This window comes from Xenorhabdus sp. PB30.3 (assembly GCF_963895965.1).
In the GTDB taxonomy this organism is placed as follows: Bacteria; Pseudomonadota; Gammaproteobacteria; order Enterobacterales; family Enterobacteriaceae; genus Xenorhabdus; species Xenorhabdus stockiae.
Genome location: NZ_CAWQMW010000068.1, coordinates 41224 through 65261, shown reverse-complemented (window position 1 = coordinate 65261; position 24038 = coordinate 41224). Strand labels below are relative to the sequence as shown.

General features: G+C 45.7%; 23 protein-coding genes and 2 tRNA genes. 4 read left to right on the top strand and 21 right to left on the bottom strand.

Going from position 1 to position 24038, the window contains the following annotated elements; all coding sequences use genetic code 11:
- Positions 1-120: 120 nt before the first annotated feature.
- The 15 genes from nlpI to rlmE form a co-directional block, all read right to left on the bottom strand.
- Complete coding sequence (gene nlpI, locus AACX38_RS05345) at positions 121-1008, bottom strand: lipoprotein NlpI (RefSeq protein ID WP_099109407.1); 888 nt, start codon at positions 1006-1008, stop codon at positions 121-123.
- Between the two features lie 184 nt (positions 1009-1192).
- Positions 1193-3334 carry a polyribonucleotide nucleotidyltransferase gene (gene pnp, locus AACX38_RS05340; protein ID WP_228863682.1) on the bottom strand — a complete coding sequence of 714 codons (2142 nt, stop codon included), beginning with the start codon at positions 3332-3334 and terminating at the stop codon, positions 1193-1195.
- 299 nt (positions 3335-3633) lie between these two features.
- On the bottom strand, positions 3634-3903 hold the full coding sequence (gene rpsO, locus AACX38_RS05335) for a 30S ribosomal protein S15 (protein ID WP_099109405.1): 270 nt from the start codon (positions 3901-3903) through the stop codon (positions 3634-3636).
- Positions 3904-4027: 124 nt separating this feature from the next.
- Complete coding sequence (gene truB, locus AACX38_RS05330; protein WP_228863681.1) at positions 4028-4987, bottom strand: tRNA pseudouridine(55) synthase TruB; 960 nt, start codon at positions 4985-4987, stop codon at positions 4028-4030.
- Complete coding sequence (rbfA, locus tag AACX38_RS05325; protein ID WP_099109403.1) at positions 4987-5397, bottom strand: 30S ribosome-binding factor RbfA; 411 nt, start codon at positions 5395-5397, stop codon at positions 4987-4989. Before rbfA ends, truB begins: the two co-directional genes overlap by 1 nt.
- A 264-nt stretch (positions 5398-5661) precedes the next feature.
- Positions 5662-8442, bottom strand: a complete 2781-nt coding sequence (gene infB, locus AACX38_RS05320; protein ID WP_099109402.1) for a translation initiation factor IF-2 — start codon at positions 8440-8442, stop codon at positions 5662-5664.
- 25 nt (positions 8443-8467) lie between these two features.
- Entirely contained in the window at positions 8468-9976 is a 1509-nt protein-coding gene (gene nusA / locus AACX38_RS05315) for a transcription termination factor NusA (RefSeq protein ID WP_099120019.1), read from the bottom strand.
- 21 nt (positions 9977-9997) lie between these two features.
- A complete protein-coding gene (gene rimP / locus AACX38_RS05310) occupies positions 9998-10450 on the bottom strand; it encodes a ribosome maturation factor RimP (protein ID WP_228863680.1) in 453 nt (150 codons plus the stop codon).
- A 242-nt stretch (positions 10451-10692) separates the two neighbouring features.
- A tRNA-Met gene (locus AACX38_RS05305) sits at positions 10693-10769 on the bottom strand.
- Positions 10770-10827: 58 nt separating this feature from the next.
- Positions 10828-10917 (bottom strand) — tRNA-Leu (locus tag AACX38_RS05300).
- Positions 10918-11026: 109 nt separating this feature from the next.
- Positions 11027-11374 (bottom strand): preprotein translocase subunit SecG, encoded by a 348-nt coding sequence (gene secG, locus AACX38_RS05295; RefSeq protein ID WP_228863679.1) that lies wholly within the window; start codon positions 11372-11374, stop codon positions 11027-11029.
- A gap of 186 nt (positions 11375-11560) precedes the next feature.
- On the bottom strand, positions 11561-12898 hold the full coding sequence (gene glmM, locus AACX38_RS05290) for a phosphoglucosamine mutase (RefSeq protein ID WP_099109398.1): 1338 nt from the start codon (positions 12896-12898) through the stop codon (positions 11561-11563).
- A gap of 54 nt (positions 12899-12952) precedes the next feature.
- Positions 12953-13810, bottom strand: a complete 858-nt coding sequence (folP, locus tag AACX38_RS05285; RefSeq protein ID WP_228863678.1) for a dihydropteroate synthase — start codon at positions 13808-13810, stop codon at positions 12953-12955.
- A gap of 114 nt (positions 13811-13924) precedes the next feature.
- A complete protein-coding gene (gene ftsH / locus AACX38_RS05280) occupies positions 13925-15856 on the bottom strand; it encodes an ATP-dependent zinc metalloprotease FtsH (protein WP_169926585.1) in 1932 nt (643 codons plus the stop codon).
- Between the two features lie 47 nt (positions 15857-15903).
- The gene (gene rlmE, locus AACX38_RS05275) at positions 15904-16533 is read right to left on the bottom strand and encodes a 23S rRNA (uridine(2552)-2'-O)-methyltransferase RlmE (protein ID WP_099120015.1); all 630 of its coding nucleotides are present in this window, start codon (positions 16531-16533) and stop codon (positions 15904-15906) included.
- Between the two features lie 134 nt (positions 16534-16667).
- On the opposite strand from rlmE, the gene yhbY reads away from it, so the two are divergent.
- Positions 16668-16961, top strand: a complete 294-nt coding sequence (gene yhbY, locus AACX38_RS05270; protein ID WP_038261477.1) for a ribosome assembly RNA-binding protein YhbY — start codon at positions 16668-16670, stop codon at positions 16959-16961.
- Between the two features lie 152 nt (positions 16962-17113).
- Here the strand turns inward: yhbY and greA are convergent, their stop codons facing one another.
- Entirely contained in the window at positions 17114-17590 is a 477-nt protein-coding gene (gene greA, locus AACX38_RS05265) for a transcription elongation factor GreA (protein WP_099109394.1), read from the bottom strand.
- A gap of 316 nt (positions 17591-17906) precedes the next feature.
- Here greA and dacB point away from each other — a divergent pair, with 316 nt between their 5' ends.
- The gene (gene dacB / locus AACX38_RS05260) at positions 17907-19355 is read left to right on the top strand and encodes a serine-type D-Ala-D-Ala carboxypeptidase (protein ID WP_228863677.1); all 1449 of its coding nucleotides are present in this window, start codon (positions 17907-17909) and stop codon (positions 19353-19355) included.
- A gap of 209 nt (positions 19356-19564) precedes the next feature.
- Here the strand turns inward: dacB and cgtA are convergent, their stop codons facing one another.
- From cgtA to rplU, 3 genes are all read right to left on the bottom strand, one after another.
- Complete coding sequence (gene cgtA, locus AACX38_RS05255) at positions 19565-20734, bottom strand: Obg family GTPase CgtA (RefSeq protein ID WP_228863676.1); 1170 nt, start codon at positions 20732-20734, stop codon at positions 19565-19567.
- A gap of 130 nt (positions 20735-20864) precedes the next feature.
- A complete protein-coding gene (gene rpmA / locus AACX38_RS05250; RefSeq protein ID WP_086955134.1) occupies positions 20865-21122 on the bottom strand; it encodes a 50S ribosomal protein L27 in 258 nt (85 codons plus the stop codon).
- A 20-nt stretch (positions 21123-21142) separates the two neighbouring features.
- Positions 21143-21451, bottom strand: coding sequence for a 50S ribosomal protein L21 (gene rplU / locus AACX38_RS05245; RefSeq protein WP_099120012.1), 309 nt, complete (start codon positions 21449-21451; stop codon positions 21143-21145).
- A 250-nt stretch (positions 21452-21701) separates the two neighbouring features.
- Between rplU and ispB the strand changes: the two genes are divergently transcribed.
- On the top strand, positions 21702-22673 hold the full coding sequence (gene ispB / locus AACX38_RS05240; RefSeq protein WP_099120011.1) for an octaprenyl diphosphate synthase: 972 nt from the start codon (positions 21702-21704) through the stop codon (positions 22671-22673).
- A 27-nt stretch (positions 22674-22700) separates the two neighbouring features.
- Here the strand turns inward: ispB and AACX38_RS05235 are convergent, their stop codons facing one another.
- Both AACX38_RS05235 and AACX38_RS05230 read right to left on the bottom strand, forming a co-directional pair.
- Positions 22701-23081, bottom strand: a complete 381-nt coding sequence (locus AACX38_RS05235; RefSeq protein WP_099109389.1) for a DNA-binding protein — start codon at positions 23079-23081, stop codon at positions 22701-22703.
- 88 nt (positions 23082-23169) lie between these two features.
- The gene (locus tag AACX38_RS05230) at positions 23170-23517 is read right to left on the bottom strand and encodes a DNA-binding protein (RefSeq protein WP_099120010.1); all 348 of its coding nucleotides are present in this window, start codon (positions 23515-23517) and stop codon (positions 23170-23172) included.
- Between the two features lie 187 nt (positions 23518-23704).
- Between AACX38_RS05230 and AACX38_RS05225 the strand changes: the two genes are divergently transcribed.
- A complete protein-coding gene (locus tag AACX38_RS05225) occupies positions 23705-23968 on the top strand; it encodes a helix-turn-helix domain-containing protein (RefSeq protein WP_099120009.1) in 264 nt (87 codons plus the stop codon).
- The last annotated feature ends 70 nt before the right edge of the window (positions 23969-24038 follow it).

The following is a 24038-nucleotide window of genomic DNA, read 5'->3' as shown; positions in this document are numbered from 1 at the left end:
AGAATTTCTGTCATTTTCATTTAAAATGTGAACTGGCTCAAATTATGTTATTAAACGAACAAACAAGCCCCCACCCCTTAAGATGTGGACTTAAAAATCTGTCGTGAAAATGTTCGTCAGCTATTGTTGGTTCGATTCCGATAAGTCATCTTGTCTTTGGCCTAGCAGCGCCAATTCCAACAATGCATAGCGGTGCTCAACAAAGTTATGGACATTGTTAGCTACCGTCAGCTTGAATAACGCAACCGCGCTATCCTCATCCCCCAGACTTAGGTAATGTTTACCTAAATAGAAGTCAGTTTCACTGAGATGCTCAGCGAGCGAAGTGTTATCTGTCGAATCCTGCTTCAGGCGTTCCATCAGTGTTTTTTCACTGATTTTACCTAAATAGAATTCAACGATATTCCAGCCCCATAGCCCCCGGTTCGCTTTGTCAAAACGATTTGACAAGCTAGTCATTGCAACCTTGGGATCGAGTTTCTCTTCCACAAGGTACAACCACAACGAACGGAAGGGATCATTTGGATCGTCTTGATAAAACGCCTGCAGATCATCCTGCGCTAAACGATAACGGCCGCCGTAGTACAATGCGATGCCGCGATTCATTCGCGCGTAGTTGTAAGTTGGATCAAGCTCTAAAACAGAATCAAACGCTTCATAGGCAGCATCAAAATTGCCTGCCTGCGTAAAATAAATCCCTAAATAGTTAAAAACTTCAGGAATATCAGGACGGATAGACAAAGCCACTGAAAAATCATTCTGTGCCAATGCCCTCAGCCCAAGGCTATCATACAGCACACCTCTTTCATATAAAAGCTGTGCGTACTCATCTTCCTTGAGAGAACGGCTCGCAAGTATTTGTTCCATGCGTGCCAGAATAACCTCTTGTTGCAATGTCGGTTGAAGTGGAATAGCAAAAACTTCATTTTTACGCCACCCTGTGCTGCCACCACATCCCACAAGGAGAAAAATAGCTGCAACGTAACACCAGCGCAGAAAAGAATTCATTTCCTACTCCCGAAGTCAGACATTAATCAGAATGCCCTGTTGCTCCACCCACATTGTTTATTTCTGGCATCCTGCCAGAAAAATTGGCTTACCTTTTATTTTTCAGCCCACCTACCAGAGGTGAGCAGAAATATATCAGGGTAAGCCGCGCCCTTTTTACAGGACGCCGTTCATTACGTCAAACTTATTCTACTGATGATTCCGGTAATTGTGGTGCTTCAGCAGCAGTATTAGCTACAGCTTCTTTCATGCTCAGGCGGATACGACCCTGACGATCGATTTCCAGTACCTTGACCGGAACTTCCTGACCCAGCTGCAAATAGTCAGTCACTTTCTCTACACGCTTGTCAGCTATCTGAGAAATATGTACCAGACCTTCTTTACCGCCACCGATAGCAACGAATGCACCGAAGTCAACAATACGAGTCACTTTACCAGCATAAATGCGGCCAACTTCAACCTCAGCAGTGATCTCTTCGATACGGCTGATAGCATGACGAGCTTTATCGCCGTCAGTTGCTGCGATCTTCACAGTACCATCATCTTCGATCTCGATGGTTGTACCGGTTTCTTCGGTCAGTGCACGGATAACTGAGCCGCCTTTACCAATCACATCTTTGATCTTGTCTGGATTGATCTTAATGGTGTGAATGCGTGGTGCAAATTCAGAGATATCATTACGTGGGCTTTGGATAGCCTGTTCCATCACGCTCAGGATGTGCAAACGGGCACCTTTAGCCTGATTCAGAGCAATCTGCATGATTTCACGGGTGATACCTTCAATTTTGATATCCATCTGCAATGCGCTGATACCATCGCGGCTACCCGCAACTTTAAAGTCCATGTCGCCCAGATGATCTTCATCACCCAGAATATCAGACAGAACCACAAAGTTTTCACCTTCTTTCACCAGACCCATAGCGATACCAGCAACTGCGGCTTTAATCGGCACGCCTGCATCCATCAGTGCCAGAGAAGCACCACAGACGGAAGCCATAGAAGAAGAACCATTGGATTCAGTAATTTCAGAAACGACACGCACGGTATACGGGAATTCATTAATGCTAGGCATTACTGCCAGAACACCACGCTTCGCCAAACGACCGTGACCAATTTCACGACGTTTTGGTGAACCAACCATACCAGTTTCACCTACAGAGTATGGAGGGAAGTTGTAGTGGAACAGGAAGCGGTCTGTACGCTCACCCATCAGTTCATCGATAACCTGTGCATCACGCTCAGTACCCAGAGTTGCTGCAACCAGCGCCTGAGTTTCACCACGGGTGAACAGAGATGAGCCATGAGTACGTGGCAAGACGCCAGTGCGAACATCCAGCGCACGAACCATATCTTTTTCACGGCCATCAATACGTGGCTCACCGCGCAGAACACGGCTACGAACAACGTTTTTCTCCAGAACAGCCAGTACGTCAAGAACTTCTGACTCTTCCAGCTCCAGATCTTTTTCTGCGGCTTCTGCCAGAATGATTGCAGCTACTTCTTCTTTGATAGCATCAACCTGAGCATAACGATCTTGTTTCTCAGTGATACGGTAAGCATCACCCAGACGGCTTTCTGCCAGCTCAGCTACACGCTCATGCAGAGACTGGTTAACTGGCTCAGGTGACCAGTTCCACTTCTCTTTACCTGCTTCAGCAACCAGTGCGTTGATGTTATCAATCACAATCTGTTGTTGCTCATGACCGAATACAACCGCACCCAACATTTGTTCTTCTGTCAGCAGTTCTGCTTCAGATTCAACCATCAGTACAGCGTTATTTGTACCTGCAACAACCAAATCCAGACGGCTGTTTTTCAGTTCATCGCTGGTTGGGTTCAGTACATACTGGTCATTGATATAACCAACACGCGCTGCACCAATCGGGCCGTTGAACGGGATACCAGACAGTGCCAATACTGCGGAAGAACCGATCATAGCAACGATATCCGGGTTAACCTGTGGGTTTACGGAAACAACGGTTGCGATGATTTGAACTTCGTTCAGGAAACCTTCTGGGAACAGAGGACGCAGTGGACGGTCAATCAAACGGGCAACGAGAGTCTCGCCTTCACCCGGACGGCCTTCACGACGGAAAAAACTTCCTGGAATACGGCCAGCCGCATAAGTACGTTCTTGATAGTTAACAGTCAGTGGAAAGAAATCCTGACCTGGTTTCACTTTTTTCTGACCAACAACGGTAACAAATACCGCGGTGTCATCCATATTAACCATAACAGCGGCTGTCGCTTGACGAGCCATCATGCCGGTTTCGATGGTCACAGTGTGCTGACCATACTGGAATTTACGAACAATCGGATTCAGCAAAATAATATTCCTTCGTTTGTGTTGCTACGTTTAAATATCAGCAACAATGGATGTTCTCTTCGCTACACCCTCACGACTAATGACAGTACTTAGGCCCTTTACCTTTCAAGTAACAGCGTTAATAGCTGCGGTGTAACCTGAAAATCTTTCGGAAATGTCTTTTTAAGTACTCTCATTAGCCGCGCGAGTCACTGTAACTGAAGAGGTTCAACTAGTTAAAAATGGAACTTAAATTTCTTAATCTCCATTTTCTAGAAGAAAAGGGGCCAGATAGGCCCCTTTCCACTGAAACTCATCGATTAGCGACGCAGTCCCAGGCGCTCGATCAGCGTGGTGTAAGATGCCAGATCTTTACGCTTCAGGTAGTTCAGCAGTTTACGACGCTGTGCAACCATACGCAGCAGACCACGACGGCTGTGGTGATCTTTTTTGTGCTCTGCAAAGTGACCTTGCAGATGGTTGATTTGTGCAGTCAGCAGGGCAATCTGAACTTCGCTAGAACCACTGTCGTTAGCGCCACGGCCAAAATCAGCAATAATCTGCGCTTTTGCTTCAGTACTTAGAGACATAGTATAACTCCAAATATAGTTTAAAAATGATGAGTGCCGATCTCTAATTCAGCCACCCATATACAGGCGCATTATTCTACGCTGCAAATAGATGAAGCGCAAGATAACCCCATAAATGCTACTTTTAATGCATTTCACCATCTTCGGTGGTTTCTACAACCAGCCGACGCGGAGCTACCAGGCCATCATCATCAATAACAGCAATGCCGATGAATTTATTTTCATCACCTTCATTAACCCGCACCCATTCGCCAGATGGCAGGCTATGTTGGCTGCGAACCGGCTGGCCCTGCTTAAAATAAGCAGCAACAACAGATGACAACTGAATAACCGGAAAATGCAATACAGCGGTATCCATCGGTAATAATAATGGATCGAGCAATTCTCCTGCTTCAATCTGCTGTTCTTCAGCCTGTTCTTTTAACGCATAGAGCTGTTCCAGTGTCACCATTCGGTGATTAGGGTAATTAGCTACCTGCAAACGGCGCAGATAAATAACATGAGCACCACAGCCCAGTAATTCACCCAAATCATCAATGATGGTGCGGATATAGGTTCCTTTGGAACAATGAATTTCCAGCTCCAGCTCATCGCCTTCCCAGCGAATGAACTGTAATTCATAAACAGTAATCGGGCGAGCTTCCCGCTCAATTTCAATACCCTGACGGGCATATTCATACAGCGGTTTTCCCTGATGCTTCAATGCAGAATACATGGAAGGAACCTGCATGGTATCCCCGCGGAATGTTTCCAGTGCTGCATCAAGCTGAGAGGAAGTCACCTGAATTTCGCGTTCACTAATAATTTTACCGTGTGAATCGGAAGTATCAGTGCGCTGCCCCAGACGGGCAATGACCCGATAACGTTTATCTGAATCCAACAAAAACTGGGAAAATTTAGTCGCTTCACCAAGGCAAATTGGCAGCATTCCCGTTGCCAGCGGGTCTAGCGCACCGGTATGGCCCGCTTTACTGGCATTAAAGACCCGCCTTACTTTCTGTAAAGCATCATTGGAGGAAATATCCTGCGGCTTATCCAGCAACAGTACGCCGTGTATCGCACGACCCCTACGACGACGCCCCATTATTTTTCCTCGTTGTGATCCGTAGAAGCACGACGCTGTTCGTCACTTTTCACGACGTTGGTGACCAGATTTGACATGCGCATCCCTTCAATCAAAGAACTGTCATAAGAAAACGTCAGTTCAGGAATAACACGCAAACGCATCGCCTTACCCAGCAATGAACGAATAAAACCGGAAGCTTCATTCAATGCTTTGATACCTAGGTTAACTTTCTCTGAATCGTGTCCGTCCACTAATGCATTCAGAAAAGTTACAAATACTTTGGCATAAGCCAGATCGCGGGAAACCTCAACACCTGAAACAGTTGCCATACCGATGCGGGGATCTTTCATTTCACGCTGTAAAATGATGGCAATCTCTTTTTGCATTTCCTGAGCAACGCGCTGAGTACGACTGAATTCTCTTGCCATTGTTTTATCTCCTGACATTTTGGGGGGCATGAAGCCCCCCAAGAATGGAATGAATTTCTACACTTCGTCTTTCAAGTTGCCTCTTTGTTGACTGCACTCGTTCACTCCGGTCACCGTTTTTATAAACATACGGTTATCTATGCTCCTAGGGATTCTCTCCCTTGCCGCCGCGACGCACCTTGAAATCCATTGTGTATATACCCTGTTTTATTCAGGTTGTCGCCATTAGGGACAACCTGAAATTTAACGGGTCAATTGTGGTTTTTAATCGATGGAGCGTTTCACTTCAACCACTTCGAAGACTTCAATCATATCGCCAACGCGAACATCATTGTAGTTCTTCACACCGATACCACATTCCATACCATTACGGACTTCGTTGACATCATCCTTAAAGCGACGCAGGGATTCCAGCTCACCTTCGTAGATAACCACGTTGTCACGCAGTACACGGATTGGGTTATTACGCTTGATGTTACCTTCTGTCACCATACAGCCAGCAATCGCACCAAATTTAGGTGATTTGAAGACATCACGGACTTCTGCCAGACCCATGATTTGCTGTTTGTATTCTGGTGCCAGCATACCACTCATCGCCTGTTTAATTTCATCAATCAAACTATAGATAACAGAGTAGTAACGCAGGTCAACGCTTTCGTTTTCAATGATACGGCGTGCAGAAGCATCAGCACGTACGTTGAAGCCCAGAATGATAGCATTAGAAGCTGCGGCCAGTGTTGCGTCAGTTTCAGTAATACCACCTACGCCAGAACCAATGATCTTCACTTTAACTTCGTCAGTAGACAGTTTCAGCAGTGAATCACAAATTGCTTCGCATGTACCCTGAACATCAGTTTTCAGAACGATGTTCAGTTCAGATACTTTACCTTCTTCCATGTTCGCAAACATGTTTTCCAGTTTAGATTTCTGCTGACGAGCCAGTTTCACTTCACGGAATTTACCCTGACGATACAGAGCAACTTCACGTGCTTTTTTCTCGTCACGTACAACAGTCGCTTCATCACCCGCAGACGGTACGTTGGACAGACCCAGAATTTCCACAGGAATGGATGGACCCGCAGTCATGACTTCCTGACCAAGTTCGTTACGCATCGCACGGATACGGCCATATTCAAAGCCGCACAGAACGATATCACCTTTGTTCAGCGTACCGGACTGCACCAGAATGGTAGCAACCGGGCCACGGCCTTTATCCAGGAAGGATTCGATAACCACACCGTTTGCCATGCCAGAGTGAACTGCATTCAGTTCCAGTACTTCAGCCTGTAGCAGGATAGCTTCCAGCAATTCATCAATACCAAGACCAGCTTTTGCTGATACATGCATGAACTGAGTCTCGCCGCCCCACTCTTCTGGAATGATGCCGTACTGTGACAATTCGTTTTTCACACGATCCGGATCAGCTTCTGGCTTATCGATTTTGTTAACCGCAACAACAACCGGCACATTAGCAGCCTTAGCGTGCTGGATAGCTTCGATGGTCTGAGGCATCACGCCGTCATCCGCCGCAACAACCAGAACAACGATATCGGTCGCTTTAGCACCACGAGCACGCATGGAGGTGAATGCAGCATGGCCCGGGGTATCCAGGAAGGTGATCATACCTTTCTCAGTTTTCACATGGTATGCACCGATGTGCTGAGTAATGCCACCCGCTTCGCCAGATGCCACTTTGGTTGAACGGATATAGTCCAGCAAAGAGGTTTTACCGTGGTCAACGTGGCCCATGATAGTTACTACAGGTGCACGTGGTTCAGCCTGAGTTTCACCAGTGTCACGATCACTCATCAGCGCTTCTTCCAACTCGTTTTCACGACGCAGGATAACTTTGTGGCCCATTTCCTCAGCAACCAGCTGAGCGGTTTCCTGATCAATAACCTGATTGATAGTCGCCATTGCGCCCATCTTCATCATGGTTTTGATAACCTGAGAACCTTTTACTGCCATTTTGTTAGCCAGTTCAGCAACAGTGATGGTTTCACCAATCACAACATCACGGTTAACGGCGACGACAGGTTTATTAAAGCTCTGTTGCAAAGCACTCGGTTTACGCTGTTTGCCTTTAGTACGGCCAACTGCACGTGCTTCTTCACGATCAGCTTTCGATTCAGAATGTTTGTTATTTTTCTTCTGGCGGGTGTTTTTACCACCGCGGCTGCGGGTACGACGATCGCCTTCAACTTTGGCGTCATTCTCATCTTCCGCATCACGGGCATGACGGGAGGTTGTTACATGGTAGTCACTGTTGCTGTTGTCATTTACATCAGCATCGTTGGACCATTTATCCTTATTCTCTTCTGCCATGCGACGTGCTTCTTCTGCTACACGTTTTGCTTCTGCTTCAACTTTACGGCGCATCTCTTCTTCAGCTTTGCGTTTTAAATTTGCTGCTTCAGCTTCACGGCGCGCTTTTTCATTTTGCGCTGCTGCCTCAGTTTGCACTGATTTAGACTTGGTTTCGGTATGTTGCTTAGTAGTCACTTTTTCTTTTTCCGCTGCCTCACGCTGAGCCTTTTCAGCCTCTTCACGTTTGGCTTTTTCTTCTGCTTCACGTTTAGCTTGCTTTTCTGCTTCGCGTTTTGCCTGTTCTTCCGCTTCACGTTGAGCTTGCTCTTCCGCGAGTTTCTTCGCTTCAGTTTCAAGCCGCGCTTTCTCTTCTGCCTCGCGCCGAGCCTGCTCTTCCGCTTCACGCTGCGCCTGTTCTTCCGCTTTAGCCTGTTCAATCGCGTCACGGTTCACATATGTGCGTTTTTTGCGGACTTCAATCGCTACCGATTTACTTTTGCCACCGGTGCTAGGGACGTTCAGTGTACTGCGCGTTTTACGCTGTAGTGTCAATTTACCTGGCTGGCCACCAGTACCGCCTTGTTCGCGGTTCAGGTGGGCCAGCAAAGCTTCTTTTTCTTTCTGGGAAACAGAGTCAGTTGCGGTTTTCTGAATGCCAGCATCAGTGAATTGCTGGATCAGGCGTTCAACCGATGTCTGGATCTCTTCTGCCAGTAATTTTACGGTTACCTCTGTCATTCTGTTCCTTCCTGCTACAGTTTATTTATGCATCATCGCCAAACCAACAGATATTTCGGGCTGCCATAATGAGTTCTCCTGCTTGCTCATCACTCAGTCCTTCGATATCAGATAAGTCGTCGATACCCTGTTCGGCAAGATCTTCCAGAGTACAGATGCCACGGGCAGCCAGATTAAACGCTAAAGCACGTTCCATGCCAGGCAAATCCAGTAAATCTTGGGCTGGCTGCTGATCACCAAGACTCTCTTTCTGAGCCAGTTCCAGCGTTGTCAAGGCCGCTTTCGCACGTTCACGGAGAACTTCAACGGTTTCTTCATCAAGACCTTCTACAGCCAGAAGTTCATTAACTGGTACATAGGCCAGTTCTTCCAGTGTAGAGAAACCTTCTTCGACCAATAAGGTGGCGAAATCTTCATCAATGTCGAGATGCTTGGTAAATGTATCAATAGAAGCGTGAGCTTCTGCCTGATGTTTTGCTTGCAACTCTTCCGCAGTCATGACATTCAGTTCCCACTTGTCATCACCACGATGTTTTTTCAGCAATTGTGCAGCCAGACGGACGTTTTGACCATTACGGCCAATCGCCTGAGCAAGATTACTGTTTTCCACGGCAACGTCCATCGTGCAGTTATCTTCATCAACAACGATAGAGGCAACATCCGCCGGAGCCATTGCATTAATGACAAATTGCGCCGGGTTATCATCCCACAACACAATATCAATTCTTTCACCGCCCAGCTCGCTGGAAACCGCCTGTACCCTTGCACCGCGCATGCCTACGCAAGCACCAACCGGGTCAATACGCTTGTCGTTAGTTTTCACTGCGATTTTAGCGCGGGAACCCGGATCACGGGCAGCAGCTTTGATCTCAATGATCTCTTCGCCAATTTCCGGCACTTCAATACGGAACAGTTCAACCAGCATTTCAGGGCGGGAGCGGGTGATAAATAGCTGTGCACCACGAGCTTCCGGACGTACGTCATATAAGACACCACGTACACGGTCACCAGGACGGAAGTTTTCACGTGGCAGCATATCTTCACGCAAAATAACCGCTTCAGCGTTATTACCCAGATCAAGCGTAATGTTTTCACGGTTTACTTTTTTAACCTGACCGGTCACGATCTCACCCTGCTGTTCGCGGAATTGATCAACGACCATTGCGCGCTCAGCTTCACGTACTTTCTGTACGATAACCTGTTTTGCGGTCTGAGTTGTGATACGGTCAAAAGTTACCGATTCAATCTGGTCTTCAATATAACCACCCAGTTCAACTTCCGGGTCGTCAAATTTTGCCGCTTCCAGTGTGATTTCGCGAGTAGGCTGGGTGACTTCTTCTACCGCAACCCAGCGGCGGAAGGTATCAAAATCACCGGATTTACGATCGATGCAGACACGAACATCGATTTCTTGCTCATATTTTTTCTTGGTGGCTGTCGCCAGTGCAATCTCTAATGCTTCGAAGATTTTTTCGCGAGGGAGAGATTTTTCATTAGAAACCGCTTCAACAACAGCCAGAATTTCTTTATTCATCCTAGTTGCCTCATCCGAACTTTAAAAGTGGGGTACCAGGTTCGCTTTCTGGATGTTGCTCAGTGCGAACACTTCGTCTTTTCCATCCACCGTAACCGTAATCATTTCACCATCAACGGCTTTGATAATACCTTGCCATTTACGACGATTCTGCATTGCCATGCGTAACATCAGGCTGATTTCTTCCCCCATGAAACGCTGGTAGTGTTCAGCCTTAAACAGTGGACGCTCAAGCCCCGGAGAAGATATTTCCAGGTTGTAAAGCCCTGGGATCGGATCTTCGACGTCGAGTACTGCACTGACCTGATGGCTAACATCAGCACAATCATCAACAGTGATACCCTCCTCACTATCGATATAGACTCGCAGTGTCGATACGCGTGCGCGAATAAACTCCAGGCCCACTAATTCATAACCTAAAGCTTCAACTGGTGCTGAAATCATCGCTGTTAATTTTTGCTCTAATGTGGACAAGCCCACCCCCAAGACATAAAAAAAGGGCTATATTAGCCCAGTAGTTCTGCTGTCAAATAACAAAAAACCCCGATACGCGGGGCTTTATGTAACTGGACCCTGTTTACTGCCAGTGGTCTCAACCAACTTCTTGTAATACCTATCAAAGCTATACCTCATGAAGCAACCTGTCAAATCAGGGTTAATACCTCTATGGTTGCTAAGCTTATAACTGTTTGAAAAGGTACATAGTTGTTAAGAAGTGGTTGCGGGAGCCGGATTTGAACCGACGACCTTCGGGTTATGAGCCCGACGAGCTACCATGCTGCTCCATCCCGCGTTCGAAAACGTGGCAAATCTTACGCTGATAATACTAAAAACGCAAGTTTCTAGATTAATGGTGCCGAGGACGGGACTTGAACCCGTACGCCCGTTGTTTAGGCACTACCACCTCAAGGTAGCGTGTATACCAATTTCACCACCTCGGCACTGATTATAGGACTGTTATCTTAAGCGGCTAATAATAACTGTTTAAATAAACAACCCTACTTCAATTCTTTTACTGACTATTTCTGACAGAAAACTTTCTATCAAAAATTACTGAGGGATATCACTATTTGGTTTAGCTGGAGCTGCCGGTATTGCCGGAGTCTCTACCTGTTTTTCAGTTTTTACAGGCTCACTAAGGTTTTCCCATTTGCCGCTTGAACCAGTTCTATTCGTGGTCATATTTCCCAGAATCAGACTGATAACAAAAAACAATGTTGCAAAAACCGCTGTCATACGGGTCATAAAATTCGCAGAACCCGATGAACCAAATATTGTTGCAGACGCACCCGCACCAAAGGAAGCACCCATATCAGCACCTTTCCCCTGCTGCAACAGAACCAGAGCAATTAGCCCGATACCGACCAGCAAGAATATACCTAAAAGAGCTTCATACATATGTTGTACCCGTTTCCTCGTGGGATTTACCATAACTGTGACGTTATACTACGGTAACGTTATTCTGCATCACCCACTCAATTAGAAAAATTAACTGATTGAGCGGGTGTGAATACTAACCAAAGCGTCTCAGACAAGCAAGGTTAATTTTAAATACTGACGCTGATTGAGGAAAAAATCAACAAATCAGCTCATCCCTTTCACTGAATCAGCGATACGATGCGCCAATGTAGTGACCTGTTCTTCATCTTCCCCTTCCACCATAACGCGGATCAGAGGTTCAGTGCCTGATTTACGCAGCAGAACACGACCTCGGCCATTTAACTCGTTTTCAACCTCTTTAACTACTTCCAGTACCTGTTCTGATTGAAGTGGATCGTTATTGCCCGCAAAACGCACATTAACCAGTACCTGGGGCAACAGCTTCATGCCACTACACAAATCATGCAGGGTCATGTCATTACGTACCATTGCGCTCAAAACCTGCAAACCAGCAACAACACCATCACCTGTAGTGGTCTTATCCAGCAAGATGATATGGCCTGAGTTTTCTGCACCCAGACGCCAGCCTTTTTCCTGTAATTTTTCCAGTACATAGCGGTCACCCACTTTTGCACGTTCAAATGGAATGCCAAGCTGCTTCAATGCCAGCTCCAGTCCCATATTGCTCATCAAAGTACCAACAGCTCCGCCACGCAGCTGCCCTTGGCGTAATGCTTCACGTGCAATGATGTAAAGTATCTGGTCTCCGTCCACTTTATGGCCCAGGTGATCAACCATGATAATGCGATCACCATCGCCATCAAATGCCAGACCGACATCAGCCTGTTCTTCCAGTACCCTCTTCTGTAATAGACGGACATCCGTTGCACCGCATTCTTCATTAATGTTAATGCCGTTTGGCTCGCAGCCAATGGCGATCACCTCAGCACCCAGTTCTCTGAGAACATTTGGCGCAATATGGTAAGTCGCGCCATTAGCGCAATCCAGTACAATTTTCAATCCATTCAGGCTTTGTTCACTAGGAAATGTACCTTTACAGAATTCAATATAACGACCAGCCGCATCAACAATCCGATTAGCACGCCCTAACTCAGCGGATTCTACGCAAGTCAGTGGTTTTTCCATTTCAGCTTCAATCGCTTCTTCCACATCATCAGGAAGTTTGGTGCCATCAATGGAAAAAAATTTAATTCCGTTATCATAGTAAGGGTTATGGGAAGCAGAAATCACAATTCCGGCTTCAGCACGAAAAGTGCGTGTCAGATATGCCACGGCAGGTGTTGGCATAGGACCGGTAAATGAGGCGGATAACCCGGCAGCTGCAAGGCCTGCTTCCAGAGCAGATTCCAGCATATAACCAGAAATACGGGTATCTTTACCAATAATAATTTTGCGAGAACCATGGCGCGCCAGTACTTTCCCCGCAGCCCAGCCAAGTTTTAAGACAAAATCAGGGGTAATCGGACTGTTACCGACTTTGCCACGGATACCATCGGTACCAAAATATTTACGGTTACTCATAAACTTCTTTCTTCCTTTGCTGAACGTATTCGTTGTTCACAGATCGTTATTTGTTCAAAAATTGTCTGTTGCTGACAGCGTATTTTTCTCTGACAAGGTTGCCTGAACAATCTGCATTGCCTGCACAGTTTCTTTTACATCATGCACACGAATAATCTGAGCGCCTTGCATTGCTGCAATGACAGCACAGGCAACACTTCCCGTGACTCTTTCCTGAGGGGGTACATGAAGTAACTGCCCAATCATTGACTTACGCGACATGCCAGCCAAGATGGGTACACCAAGATGATGAAATGCTTTCAACTGAGCCAATAACTGATAATTATGCGATAAATTCTTACCAAAACCGAAGCCCGGATCGATTATTAGGTTATTTTTTGCAATACCAGCCGCGATACAGCGCTCAATCTGAGCTTCCAAAAATGCTTTTACTTCCGCTATAACATCAGTGTAATGGGGTTCTGCCTGCATCGTTCCGGGCTGTCCCTGCATATGCATCAAGCAAACGGGTAAGCCTGTTTTGGCTGCCTCTTCCAGAGCATTCGGCTCCTGTAATGAGCGAATATCATTGATAATGTGAGCGCCGGCTTTTGCAGATTCCTGTATCACGATAGCTTTTGAAGTATCAACCGATATCCAGACATCAAAACGCCGGGACAAAGCCTCGATTACGGGCACAACACGATCCAGTTCTTCCTGTTCACTGACCTCATCTGCACCGGGGCGTGTCGATTCCCCGCCGACATCAATAATAGTGGCACCTTCTCCAATCATACTGACAGCATGGCGTAAGGCTGTATCTAGGGTATTGTGTGTACCACCATCTGAGAAGGAGTCAGGGGTGACATTCAAAATCCCCATAACCTGTGGATGGGAAAGATCAAGGATACTTCCTCTGGCTGTCAGTTTCATTGCTAGGGAGCCTTAATGTTAAAAACCCCAGGTTTACCCCGGGGTTTAATCAGTACGGTCTGTCAAAACCAGAGGCAACCTGTGTTACTTATAGTTGCCTTTGGTTTGAGTAGATTATGCGGTTGGGTTACCATCCGCAGGTTTCGCAGACTGCTGCTGAGACGATGTATCCTGACGGTTATTACTATTATTGCTATTACCGCCATTTCTGTTATCGCCTTCCCAGCCTGCCGGTGGACGAACGGTAGTACGGTTCATCAGGTCATCAATCTGAGGCGCATCAATGGTTTCATACTTCATCAACGCATCTTTCATCGAGTGCAGGATGTCCAGATTATCCATCAGAATCTGACGTGCACGCTGGTAGTTGCGGTCAACGAGAACCTTAACTTCCTGATCAATTAAGCGAGCAGTATCTTCCGACATGTGTTTCGCTTTAGCGACTGAACGACCAAGGAAAACCTCACCCTCTTCTTCCGCATACAGTAATGGCCCCAGTTTTTCTGAGAAGCCCCACTGCGTGACCATGTTGCGGGCAATGGATGTTGCTACTTTGATATCGTTCGATGCACCGGTAGAAACATTCTCTGGGCCGTAGATGATCTCTTCTGCAAGACGTCCGCCGTATAAAGTAGAAATCTGGCTTTCCAGTTTCTGGCGGCTGGCGCTGATTTGATCACCCTCTGGCAGGAAGAAAGTCACGCCCAACGCACGACCACGTGGGATAATCGTCACTTTATGAACCGGATCATGCTCAGGAACCAGACGACCAATAATGGCATGCCCTGCTTCATGATAAGCAGTAGATTCTTTCTGCTCTTCCGTCATGACCATTGAGCGACGTTCTGCGCCCATCATGATCTTATCTTTGGCTTTCTCAAATTCCACCATTGAAACAACACGTTTGTTGCCACGGGCAGCAAACAGAGCAGCTTCGTTCACCAGGTTCGCCAAATCGGCACCCGAGAATCCAGGTGTACCACGGGCAATGATGGAAGCATCAATGTCGGTATCCAGCGGGATACGACGCATGTGAACTTTCAGAATTTGTTCACGACCACGTACATCAGGCAAGCCAACAACCACCTGACGGTCAAAACGGCCAGGACGCAGCAGCGCAGGGTCCAGTACATCAGGACGGTTGGTTGCAGCGATAACGATGATACCTTCATTACCTTCGAAGCCATCCATCTCAACCAGCATCTGGTTCAGTGTCTGTTCACGTTCATCGTGTCCACCACCCAGACCAGCACCGCGCTGACGGCCTACCGCGTCGATTTCATCGATAAAGATAATACAAGGAGCGGCTTTTTTCGCCTGTTCGAACATATCACGAACACGGGAAGCACCAACACCAACAAACATTTCAACGAAGTCAGAACCAGAAATGGTAAAGAATGGTACTTTAGCCTCACCTGCAATTGCTTTCGCCAACAGGGTTTTACCTGTACCCGGAGGCCCAACCATCAGGATGCCTTTCGGGATCTTACCACCCAGTTTCTGGAAACGGCCGGGTTCACGCAGGTATTCCACCAGCTCACCCACTTCTTCTTTTGCTTCGTCACAACCAGCAACGTCTGCAAATGTCGTTTTGATCTGATCTTCCGTCAGCATACGGGCTTTGCTTTTACCGAAAGACATCGCCCCTTTACCGCCACCACCTTGCATTTGACGCATAAAGAAGATCCAAACGCCAATCAGCAGCAGCATTGGGAACCATGAAATAAAGATAGACGCTAACAGGCCCTGTTGTTCTGGTGGTTCACCAACAACTTTTACCTGTTTGTTTAGCAGTGTATCCAGCAGCTTCTCATCTGGAACTGGCATATACGTGCTGTATTTTCCACCGTTGTCTTTCTTAGTGAAATCAATGTCACGACCAGAAATACGTACTTCACTTATTTGATTCTGTGATAACTCACTGATGAAGTTAGAGTAATCCACCCTACGACCACTAGAATCGCCGGGACCAAAACTCTGGAACAATAACATCAAGACAACTGCGATGACTAACCAGAGAATCAGGTTTTTCGCCATGTCACTCAAGGGATTAACCTCTTATTACAACTGTGTTAACAAATAGCAGCAGGGTACTATACTTTCCGCCCCGTCGCTACAATGTATACTTCACGCGAACGTGCCCGCGAAGCGTCCGGTTTACGAATTTTAACCTTCGTAAAAAGGGAGCGTATTTCCCTCAGGTATTCATCAAAGCCTTCTCCCTGAAACACTTTGACAATAAAACTGCCCCCAGGGGCCAGCACATCACGACACATATCCAATGCTAATTCAATCAGATACATGGATCGAGGAATATCGACCGCGGGGGTTCCACTCATATTGGGAGCCATATCCGACATGACGACCTGGACTTTATTATCACCAACTCTCTCAAGTAATGTTTTCAATACCTGCTCATCACGAAAATCCCCTTGCAGAAAATCAACGCCGACAATGGGATCCATTGGCAAAAGATCGCAGGCAATGACCCGCCCACGCCCACCAATCTGACTGACTACGTATTGAGACCACCCACCTGGAGCAGCGCCTAAATCAACAACGGTCATGCCCGGTTTAAATATTTTGTCGCTTTGCTGTATCTCATCAAGTTTAAACCAAGCGCGGGAGCGAAGCCCTTTTTTCTGCGCCTTAAGAACATATTTATCACTAAAATGTTCTTGTAACCAGCGACTTGAGCTTGCTGAGCGTTTTTTATTGGCCATTGTTCTTTCCAACTGTTACTAACAGAGAGTCTTATTTTTTCACTCTCTTATCAAACCACACCACACACTTATGGTGATAGATAAGAGATGGCGGTAGAATAGGTCGTTTTCAATCCCAACTAAGCAAAAAAACGATGACTCTTAACAAGAAACAAGTGCAATACCTGAAAAGTCTCGCTCATTCATTAAAGCCTGTTGTCATGATCGGTAACAACGGACTGACTGAAGGCGTATTGGCCGAAATCGAACAAACCCTTTCGCATCACGAGCTTATCAAAGTCAAAGTTGCAGGCGAAGACCGTGAAATCAAAACTTTGATCGCGGAAGCTATTGTTCGTGAAACTGGTGCATATAATGTGCAAATTATTGGAAAAATGCTAGTTCTCTATCGCCCTTCTGAAGAGCGTAAGATTAGTTTACCGAAATAATCTCAATATCTTTATACAAAAGTGCCATTTTATCATGACAAAAAAAGACCTCCTCGGGCCTTTTCATTATCATTACCGGTATTATGACCACTTACCATTTTCCCTCCCGCACACATCGTGTGGGAAGGAAAACTTAGCTTTTAAGCTGAATATCAAACATACTCGACGTTCAGAACTTCATATTCCACTTTACCGCCAGGTGTTTCAATCACAGCTACATCATCCACTTCTTTGCCAATTAAGCCACGAGCAATAGGTGAATTAACCGAAAGCAGATTTTCTTTGATATTCGCTTCATCGTCACCCACAATGCGATAAGTCTGTTCTTCATCAGAATCAACATTCAGCACCGTTACCGTCGCACCAAAAATCACACGGCCATTGTTGGTCATCTTCGTGATATCTATCACCTGCGCATTAGAAAGTTTAGCTTCAATTTCTTGAATACGGCCTTCACAAAACCCCTGTTGCTCACGGGCAGCATGATATTCGGCATTTTCTTTCAAATCACCGTGTTCACGTGCCTCAGCGATTGCAGCAATAATTTGAGGGCGACGTACATTTTTCAAATGTTCTAATTCTTCGCGCAATTTATCCGCGCCACGTACCGTCATCGGAATTTGTTTCATTTATTAAACCTCTAAATCAATCCTAAGCCCAGACAACATCTTCCTGATTTTTGCAAAAAGGTAACTTATTTTGCAATAACAGTAGATTGCAATATATTGCAACACAATGAGCACACCCTATCAGGTGGGCTTCCAGACAATAAAAGGGGCGTAAACTACAGAATAGTCTGATAGTTCACATACACATTCTACCTGCTAATCTATCATTTTAACGTAGAGTTGGTGATGGATCATCGTTTACTTTTTCCTGAATTGCGTCTTAGTATTATTAATACAAATTTTATTGAAATACACCCACATTATATATGCGAGATCTATGGCTCTTTTAAAAGTTACCAGCAAAATAGCTTGTATGCTCAGTTTGAGCCTGAGCGTTTTTGGTGCAAATGCTTCTTCAATTGAGAAGAATATTGAATATTTGCCAGCAGGGGCCAATGTTTCATTTATCGCCCAAAAAATCGGTGAAAAAGCACCAATTATTGATTATCGTGGGCAACAACTGGCATTACCGGCCAGTACTCAGAAAATAGTGACAGCATTAGCTGCCTTATTACAGCTTGGCAAAGATTTTCGTTTTGTCACAACGCTGGAGAGCAATGCCAATATTGAAGATGGCAAATTAAAGGGTAACCTTATTGCCCGCTTTGTCGGCGATCCATCACTGACGCGCACGCAACTACGCAATATGGTTGAGAAGCTGAAACAGTCGGGTATACAACAGATTAACGGCGATCTCATCATCGACATTTCTATTTTTTCCAGCCACGATAAAGCGCCAGGATGGGTATGGAATGATATGACCCAATGTTTCAGCGCGCCGCCCGGCGCTGCCATTGTCGATAAAAATTGCTTTTCTGTCCTACTCTATAGCGCAGAACAGGCAAATGAACCAGCTATTGTTCACACGCCTTCTTATTATCCCGTCAACGTCTTCAGCGAAGTTAAAACACTCGCTAAAGGCTCATCGGAAGCAAAATACTGTGAACTTGATGTAACCACAGGCGAATTAAACCGATATACCCTGACTGGCTGCCTGTCCCAGCGCGATGAACCATTGCCACTGGCATTTGCTGTCCAGAATGGGGCAAGCTATGCTGGAACTATACTGAAAAATGAATTACGTCTCGCCGGAATTGAACTGAAAGGCCATCTACGGCGCCAATCATTTCCTCAGCAGCCCGAAAAAACGCTGGCAATGAATCAATCGGCACCTTTACCTGATTTGCTCAAGGTGATGCTAAAAAAATCAGATAACATGATAGCAGATACGGTTTATCGCACTCTGGGCCATTATTACTTTAATGTTCCCGGTACATGGCGTTCCGGGTCTGATGCTATCCGCCAAATTCTAAAACAAAAAGCCGGTATTGATATCGATAATGCGGTCATCGTTGATGGTTCTGGTCTTTCACGTCACGATCTCATCACTCCTTCAACAATGATGGAAATCCTGCAATTCATTGCGCAACACAACAATGAGCTGGATATCATCTCGATGTTGCCTAAAGCAGGTTTTGACGGCACGTTAGCCTATCGTCCGGGACTCCATACTGCGGGTGTGGATGGTAAAGTATTTGCAAAAACAGGTTCACTGCAAGGGGTGTATAATCTTGCTGGCTTTATGACAGCCGCCAGTGGGCAACAGATTGCTTTCGTCCAATTTATTTCATCTTACTCTGTTACTCCAGAAAATCTACGGAATCGTCGAGCTCCTCTGGTCCGTTTCGAGCATCATTTATATAAATCTCTCTATCAGAATAATTGATATACCTGTCGTCTTTCAAGTTGCCTCGTTGTTGGCTACGCTCACTCACCCCGGTCACATAGTTATCTATGCTCCCGGGGATTCATTCCCTTGCCGCCGTGAAGCAACTCGAAATCCATAAGGTATAAGTAATTCATAAAAAGAAATTCCAGAAAAAAAGGGCGCCTTAACAGCACCCTTTTCATCATTAAAGCATCTGAAATAAGCGATTAGCGTTTATAAATAAACTCAATGCCTTCTTCATCTTCTTCGTCCCAGTCGTCATCCAGATCATCTTCCTCAGATACCTGTTGCAACTGTTCCTTATGATAGTCATCCCACATGAATTCAACTTTTTCCGGCTGAGCGTCTTCTTCAGCATTCATCTGGCGAGGCTGAACTTTAATGAAGTCCATGATATCCCAGCAGAGTTCTTTCACCCCCTGACGATTCACGGCTGAAATCATGTAGTAATCGCCTTCCCAACCCAGTTCATCCGCAATTGCTTTTGCTTTCAGCTTAGCTTCTTCTGGATCAGTCAGATCAACTTTATTGAATACCAGCCAACGTGGTTTTTCAGCCAGTTTCTCACTGTACTTATGCAGCTCGTTGATAATGATACGGGCATTTTCTACTGGATCAGATTCATCGATCGGGCACAGATCAATGAGATGCAACAGAACACGGCAACGCTCCAGATGTTTCAGGAAACGGATACCTAAGCCTGCACCTTCTGATGCACCTTCAATCAGACCCGGGATATCAGCGACTACGAAGCTCTGCTCATTATCCATACGTACAACGCCAAGGCTTGGTACCAGCGTCGTAAATGGATAATCAGCCACTTTAGGTTTGGCTGCTGAAACCGCTCGAATGAAGGTGGATTTACCCGCATTCGGCATACCAAGCATACCGACATCAGCCAGCAGCATCAGCTCCAGCATCAGGTCACGAGTTTCTCCCGGTGTTCCCATTGTTCTTTGACGAGGAGCACGGTTAACCGAGGATTTAAAGCGGGTATTGCCCAGCCCGTGGAAGCCGCCTTTGGCAACCATCAGACGTTGCTCATGACGCACCATATCACCCAGAATCTCTCCTGTAGCGATATCGCGGATACGGGTTCCTACCGGAACTTTAATGGTAATATCCTGACCACGTTTGCCGGTGCAATCACGGCTCTGACCGTTTTGCCCACGTTCAGCACGGAAGGATTTTTCAAAACGGTAGTCAATCAGGGTATTAAGGTTTTCATCTGCCAGCAGATAGACGTCACCGCCGTCACCGCCGTCACCGCCGTCCGGCCCACCTTTTGGAATATATTTTTCACGACGGAAGCTGACACAGCCATTGCCACCATCTCCCGCTGCAACCAGTATTCTGGCTTCATCTACAAATTTCATCACTTTTCTCCGTAGGATAGCCACTATAAAGCTGGATGGCAGATCGTACCCAGAGATGGCGTAATCCAAAATATAAAAAGCCCCGCAACACACATTGCAGGGCTTCCGATTCGATCGAAGTTCAAAAAACTTATTCAGCTACTATGCTGATAAATTTACGGTTTTGTGGACCTTTAACTTCGAATTTAACTTTTCCGTCAGCTAATGCGAACAGGGTGTGGTCACGGCCACAACCTACGTTGTTGCCTGCGTGGAATTTAGTACCACGTTGACGAACGATGATGCTGCCTGCTAATACAGACTCACCACCAAAACGTTTTACACCCAGACGTTTACTTTCGGAATCGCGACCGTTACGAGTCGAGCCGCCAGCCTTTTTGTGTGCCATTTATCTGCTCTCCTAATATCTTAAGCGATGCCAGTGATCTTAACTTCAGTGAACCACTGACGGTGGCCCTGCTGCTTACGGCTGTGTTTACGACGACGAAACTTAACAATTTTAATTTTCTCGCCACGACCGTGTGCAACTACTTCAGCTTTAACTTTAACGCCTTCGATTACTGGAGCGCCGATCTGGATATCTTCGCCATTAGCGACCATCAGAACCTGGTCAAACTCAACAGTTTCACCTGTTGCGATGTCCAGCTTTTCCAAGCGAATTGTCTGACCTTCGCTTACTCGGTGTTGTTTACCACCACTTTGGAAAACCGCGTACATATAAACTCCGCTTTCCGCGCACCCCCTAAAATTCTTTCCAGAGCGCGCTATAAAATATTCACAATAGGGCGCGAATTCTACGCAAAAACCGTTTGGAAGACAAGAGCAGAATTAGAACAGATGAGAAAAAAGCGGAGTTTTTCGATTGTCATTTATTTGAACGGTTTTTCAAGTACAATCAATAAAACGTGATATCTATTGATATACTAATTAATGAGCACAGCTCTGAATCAGAGTCCGAAGCCAAAACATGAACTTAGAATCGATAATTAAACTTACAGCTGATGATATGGCAGCGGTTAATGAAACCATTCTTAACCAATTAAATTCTGATGTTGCGCTTATCAACCAGCTTGGCTATTACATTATTAGTGGCGGTGGCAAACGCATTCGCCCAATGATTGCCGTGCTGGTTGCTAAGGCACTGGGTCATGAGGGAGAGAAACATATCAAAGTTGCTGCCCTGATAGAATTTATTCATACAGCAACCCTGCTTCATGATGATGTCGTAGATGAATCCGATATGCGTCGCGGTCGGGCAACAGCTAATGCCATGTATGGCAATGCAGCCAGCGTACTGGTCGGTGATTTTATCTATACCCGTTCGTTTCAAATGATGACTGACCTCAACTCAATGCGCGTGCTGAAACTGATGTCCGATGCCACGAATGTCATTGCAGAAGGCGAAGTGATGCAGTTGATGAATTGTAATGATCCGGATATTTCAGAAGATGATTACATGCGCGTCATTTACAGCAAAACGGCGCGCCTGTTTGAAGTGGCCTCACATTCTTCCGCTATTTTGTCCAATGCAACCCCGGATCAGGAAGCAGCACTACGCGATTATGGTCGCTATCTTGGTACTGCATTCCAGTTGATCGATGATCTTTTAGATTACGATTCCGATGATAATACGCTCGGAAAAAATACCGGGGATGATCTGAATGAAGGTAAGCCGACTCTTCCGCTCTTACATGCGATGAATCACGGAACTCCTGAGCAGTCAGCATTGATCCGCGAGGCGATTGAAAAAGGCAATGGCCGCCATTTGTTGGATACTGTGCTTACAACGATGAAACAGTGTGGTTCACTCAATTACACCCGCCAACGGGCCGAGGAAGAAGCTGATAAGGCAATTTCAGCGTTACAAGTACTTGATGAGTCTCCATACAAAGCGGCCCTTGTGGGACTTGCCCATATCGCTGTACAGCGACTTTCCTGAGCTTATGCAATCAGTATCTCAGACTGTTCAGTCTGAGATACTGCCTTTGTTTTCAACTTCTTGAATTCCTGTGTATTGTACAAGGCTGGCTAACCCTTTCCGTAAAATGAACTTAACCATGCGCTCCCTTTCGGGCTTGGTCAGTTGATAATAAGCTTCCACCCAAATCATAAACGGATCTTGCCGTTTGTTCCGGTAGTACTCAACCGAGCTTTCACTCACGGCCAGTACATTCAGAACATCTTCGGGCAGGCTGTTGACATGATATTCGAGCGCTTTTCCCTGCACCCCACGCTTACGACGCTGTTCCCAACCTTCACGTCTTGCCATCAGGTTTACCCCTTGAGGGGATGATGGCAGACCAGCGAGGCCAATGAGCTCCTTTGCAGAATACCATTCTTTTTTCATCTCTCTCTCCTCGCTTATTACCGGAGCAGTAAAGAGAAAACCAAATCTTATACCCTTTGTTTTTCAATTTGGCTTTTCAAAAGCTGGCTCAGGTAGCTAGAATTTTTTCCAAAAAACTTCTTATACCATCTCTTAGTATCACTTCTGTAATTACCTCCTTTTCTTCATCCGTGAGTAAATTAAATGCACTTACCCAAATAGATAGAGGGTCTTGTTTCTGAACCTGATATTCAGGCGATATTTCATTAAGTTCCAGAGCCGATAAAGTTGATTCAGGAAAACAAGAATAGTGATATTCAATTGCCCTACCCTGAACACCCGCTCGTTTTTGTCTCATCCATTCTTCACGTTTCGCTCTGGCATTCACTCCTTGTGGTGATCTAGGTAACTCACCTACACCGGTCAACTCCATTGCCGTATACCACTCTTTTTTCATAATGTTTCTCTATTTTTGTAACCAAGTTCAAAAAAGAAGTTATTAAGAAAAAATAAGAAATATTTTTAGAAAAAATAATGTTATTTTATTTTCTTAATAACAGATCCATGTTCGTTATTAATTTCACTCTAACGCTTTAGTTATACCACTAATGTGGCTCTAAATTTAATAGGAAAGGATTAAAAAAATGATTTCTATGAAATCGGATTGGCATCCTGCTGATATTATTGCTGCTTTACGTAAACGTGGAACAACTCTGGCCGCTGTTTCCCGTGAATCAGGATTAAGCTCATCAACTTTGGCGAATACTCTTTCTCGCCCATGGCCCAAGGGAGAATGGATAATAGCAAATTATTTAGGTATTCATCCGTCTGAAATATGGCCCAGCCGTTATTTCGATCCCCATACCGGGGAATTATTAGAAAGGAAAGTCAGAGAGAAAAAAGAATAATTAGCTATCAATATAATTATTGAAAAGAAAAACCGCTAACTGTATTTAAGTTAGCGGTTTTAGTTATCTA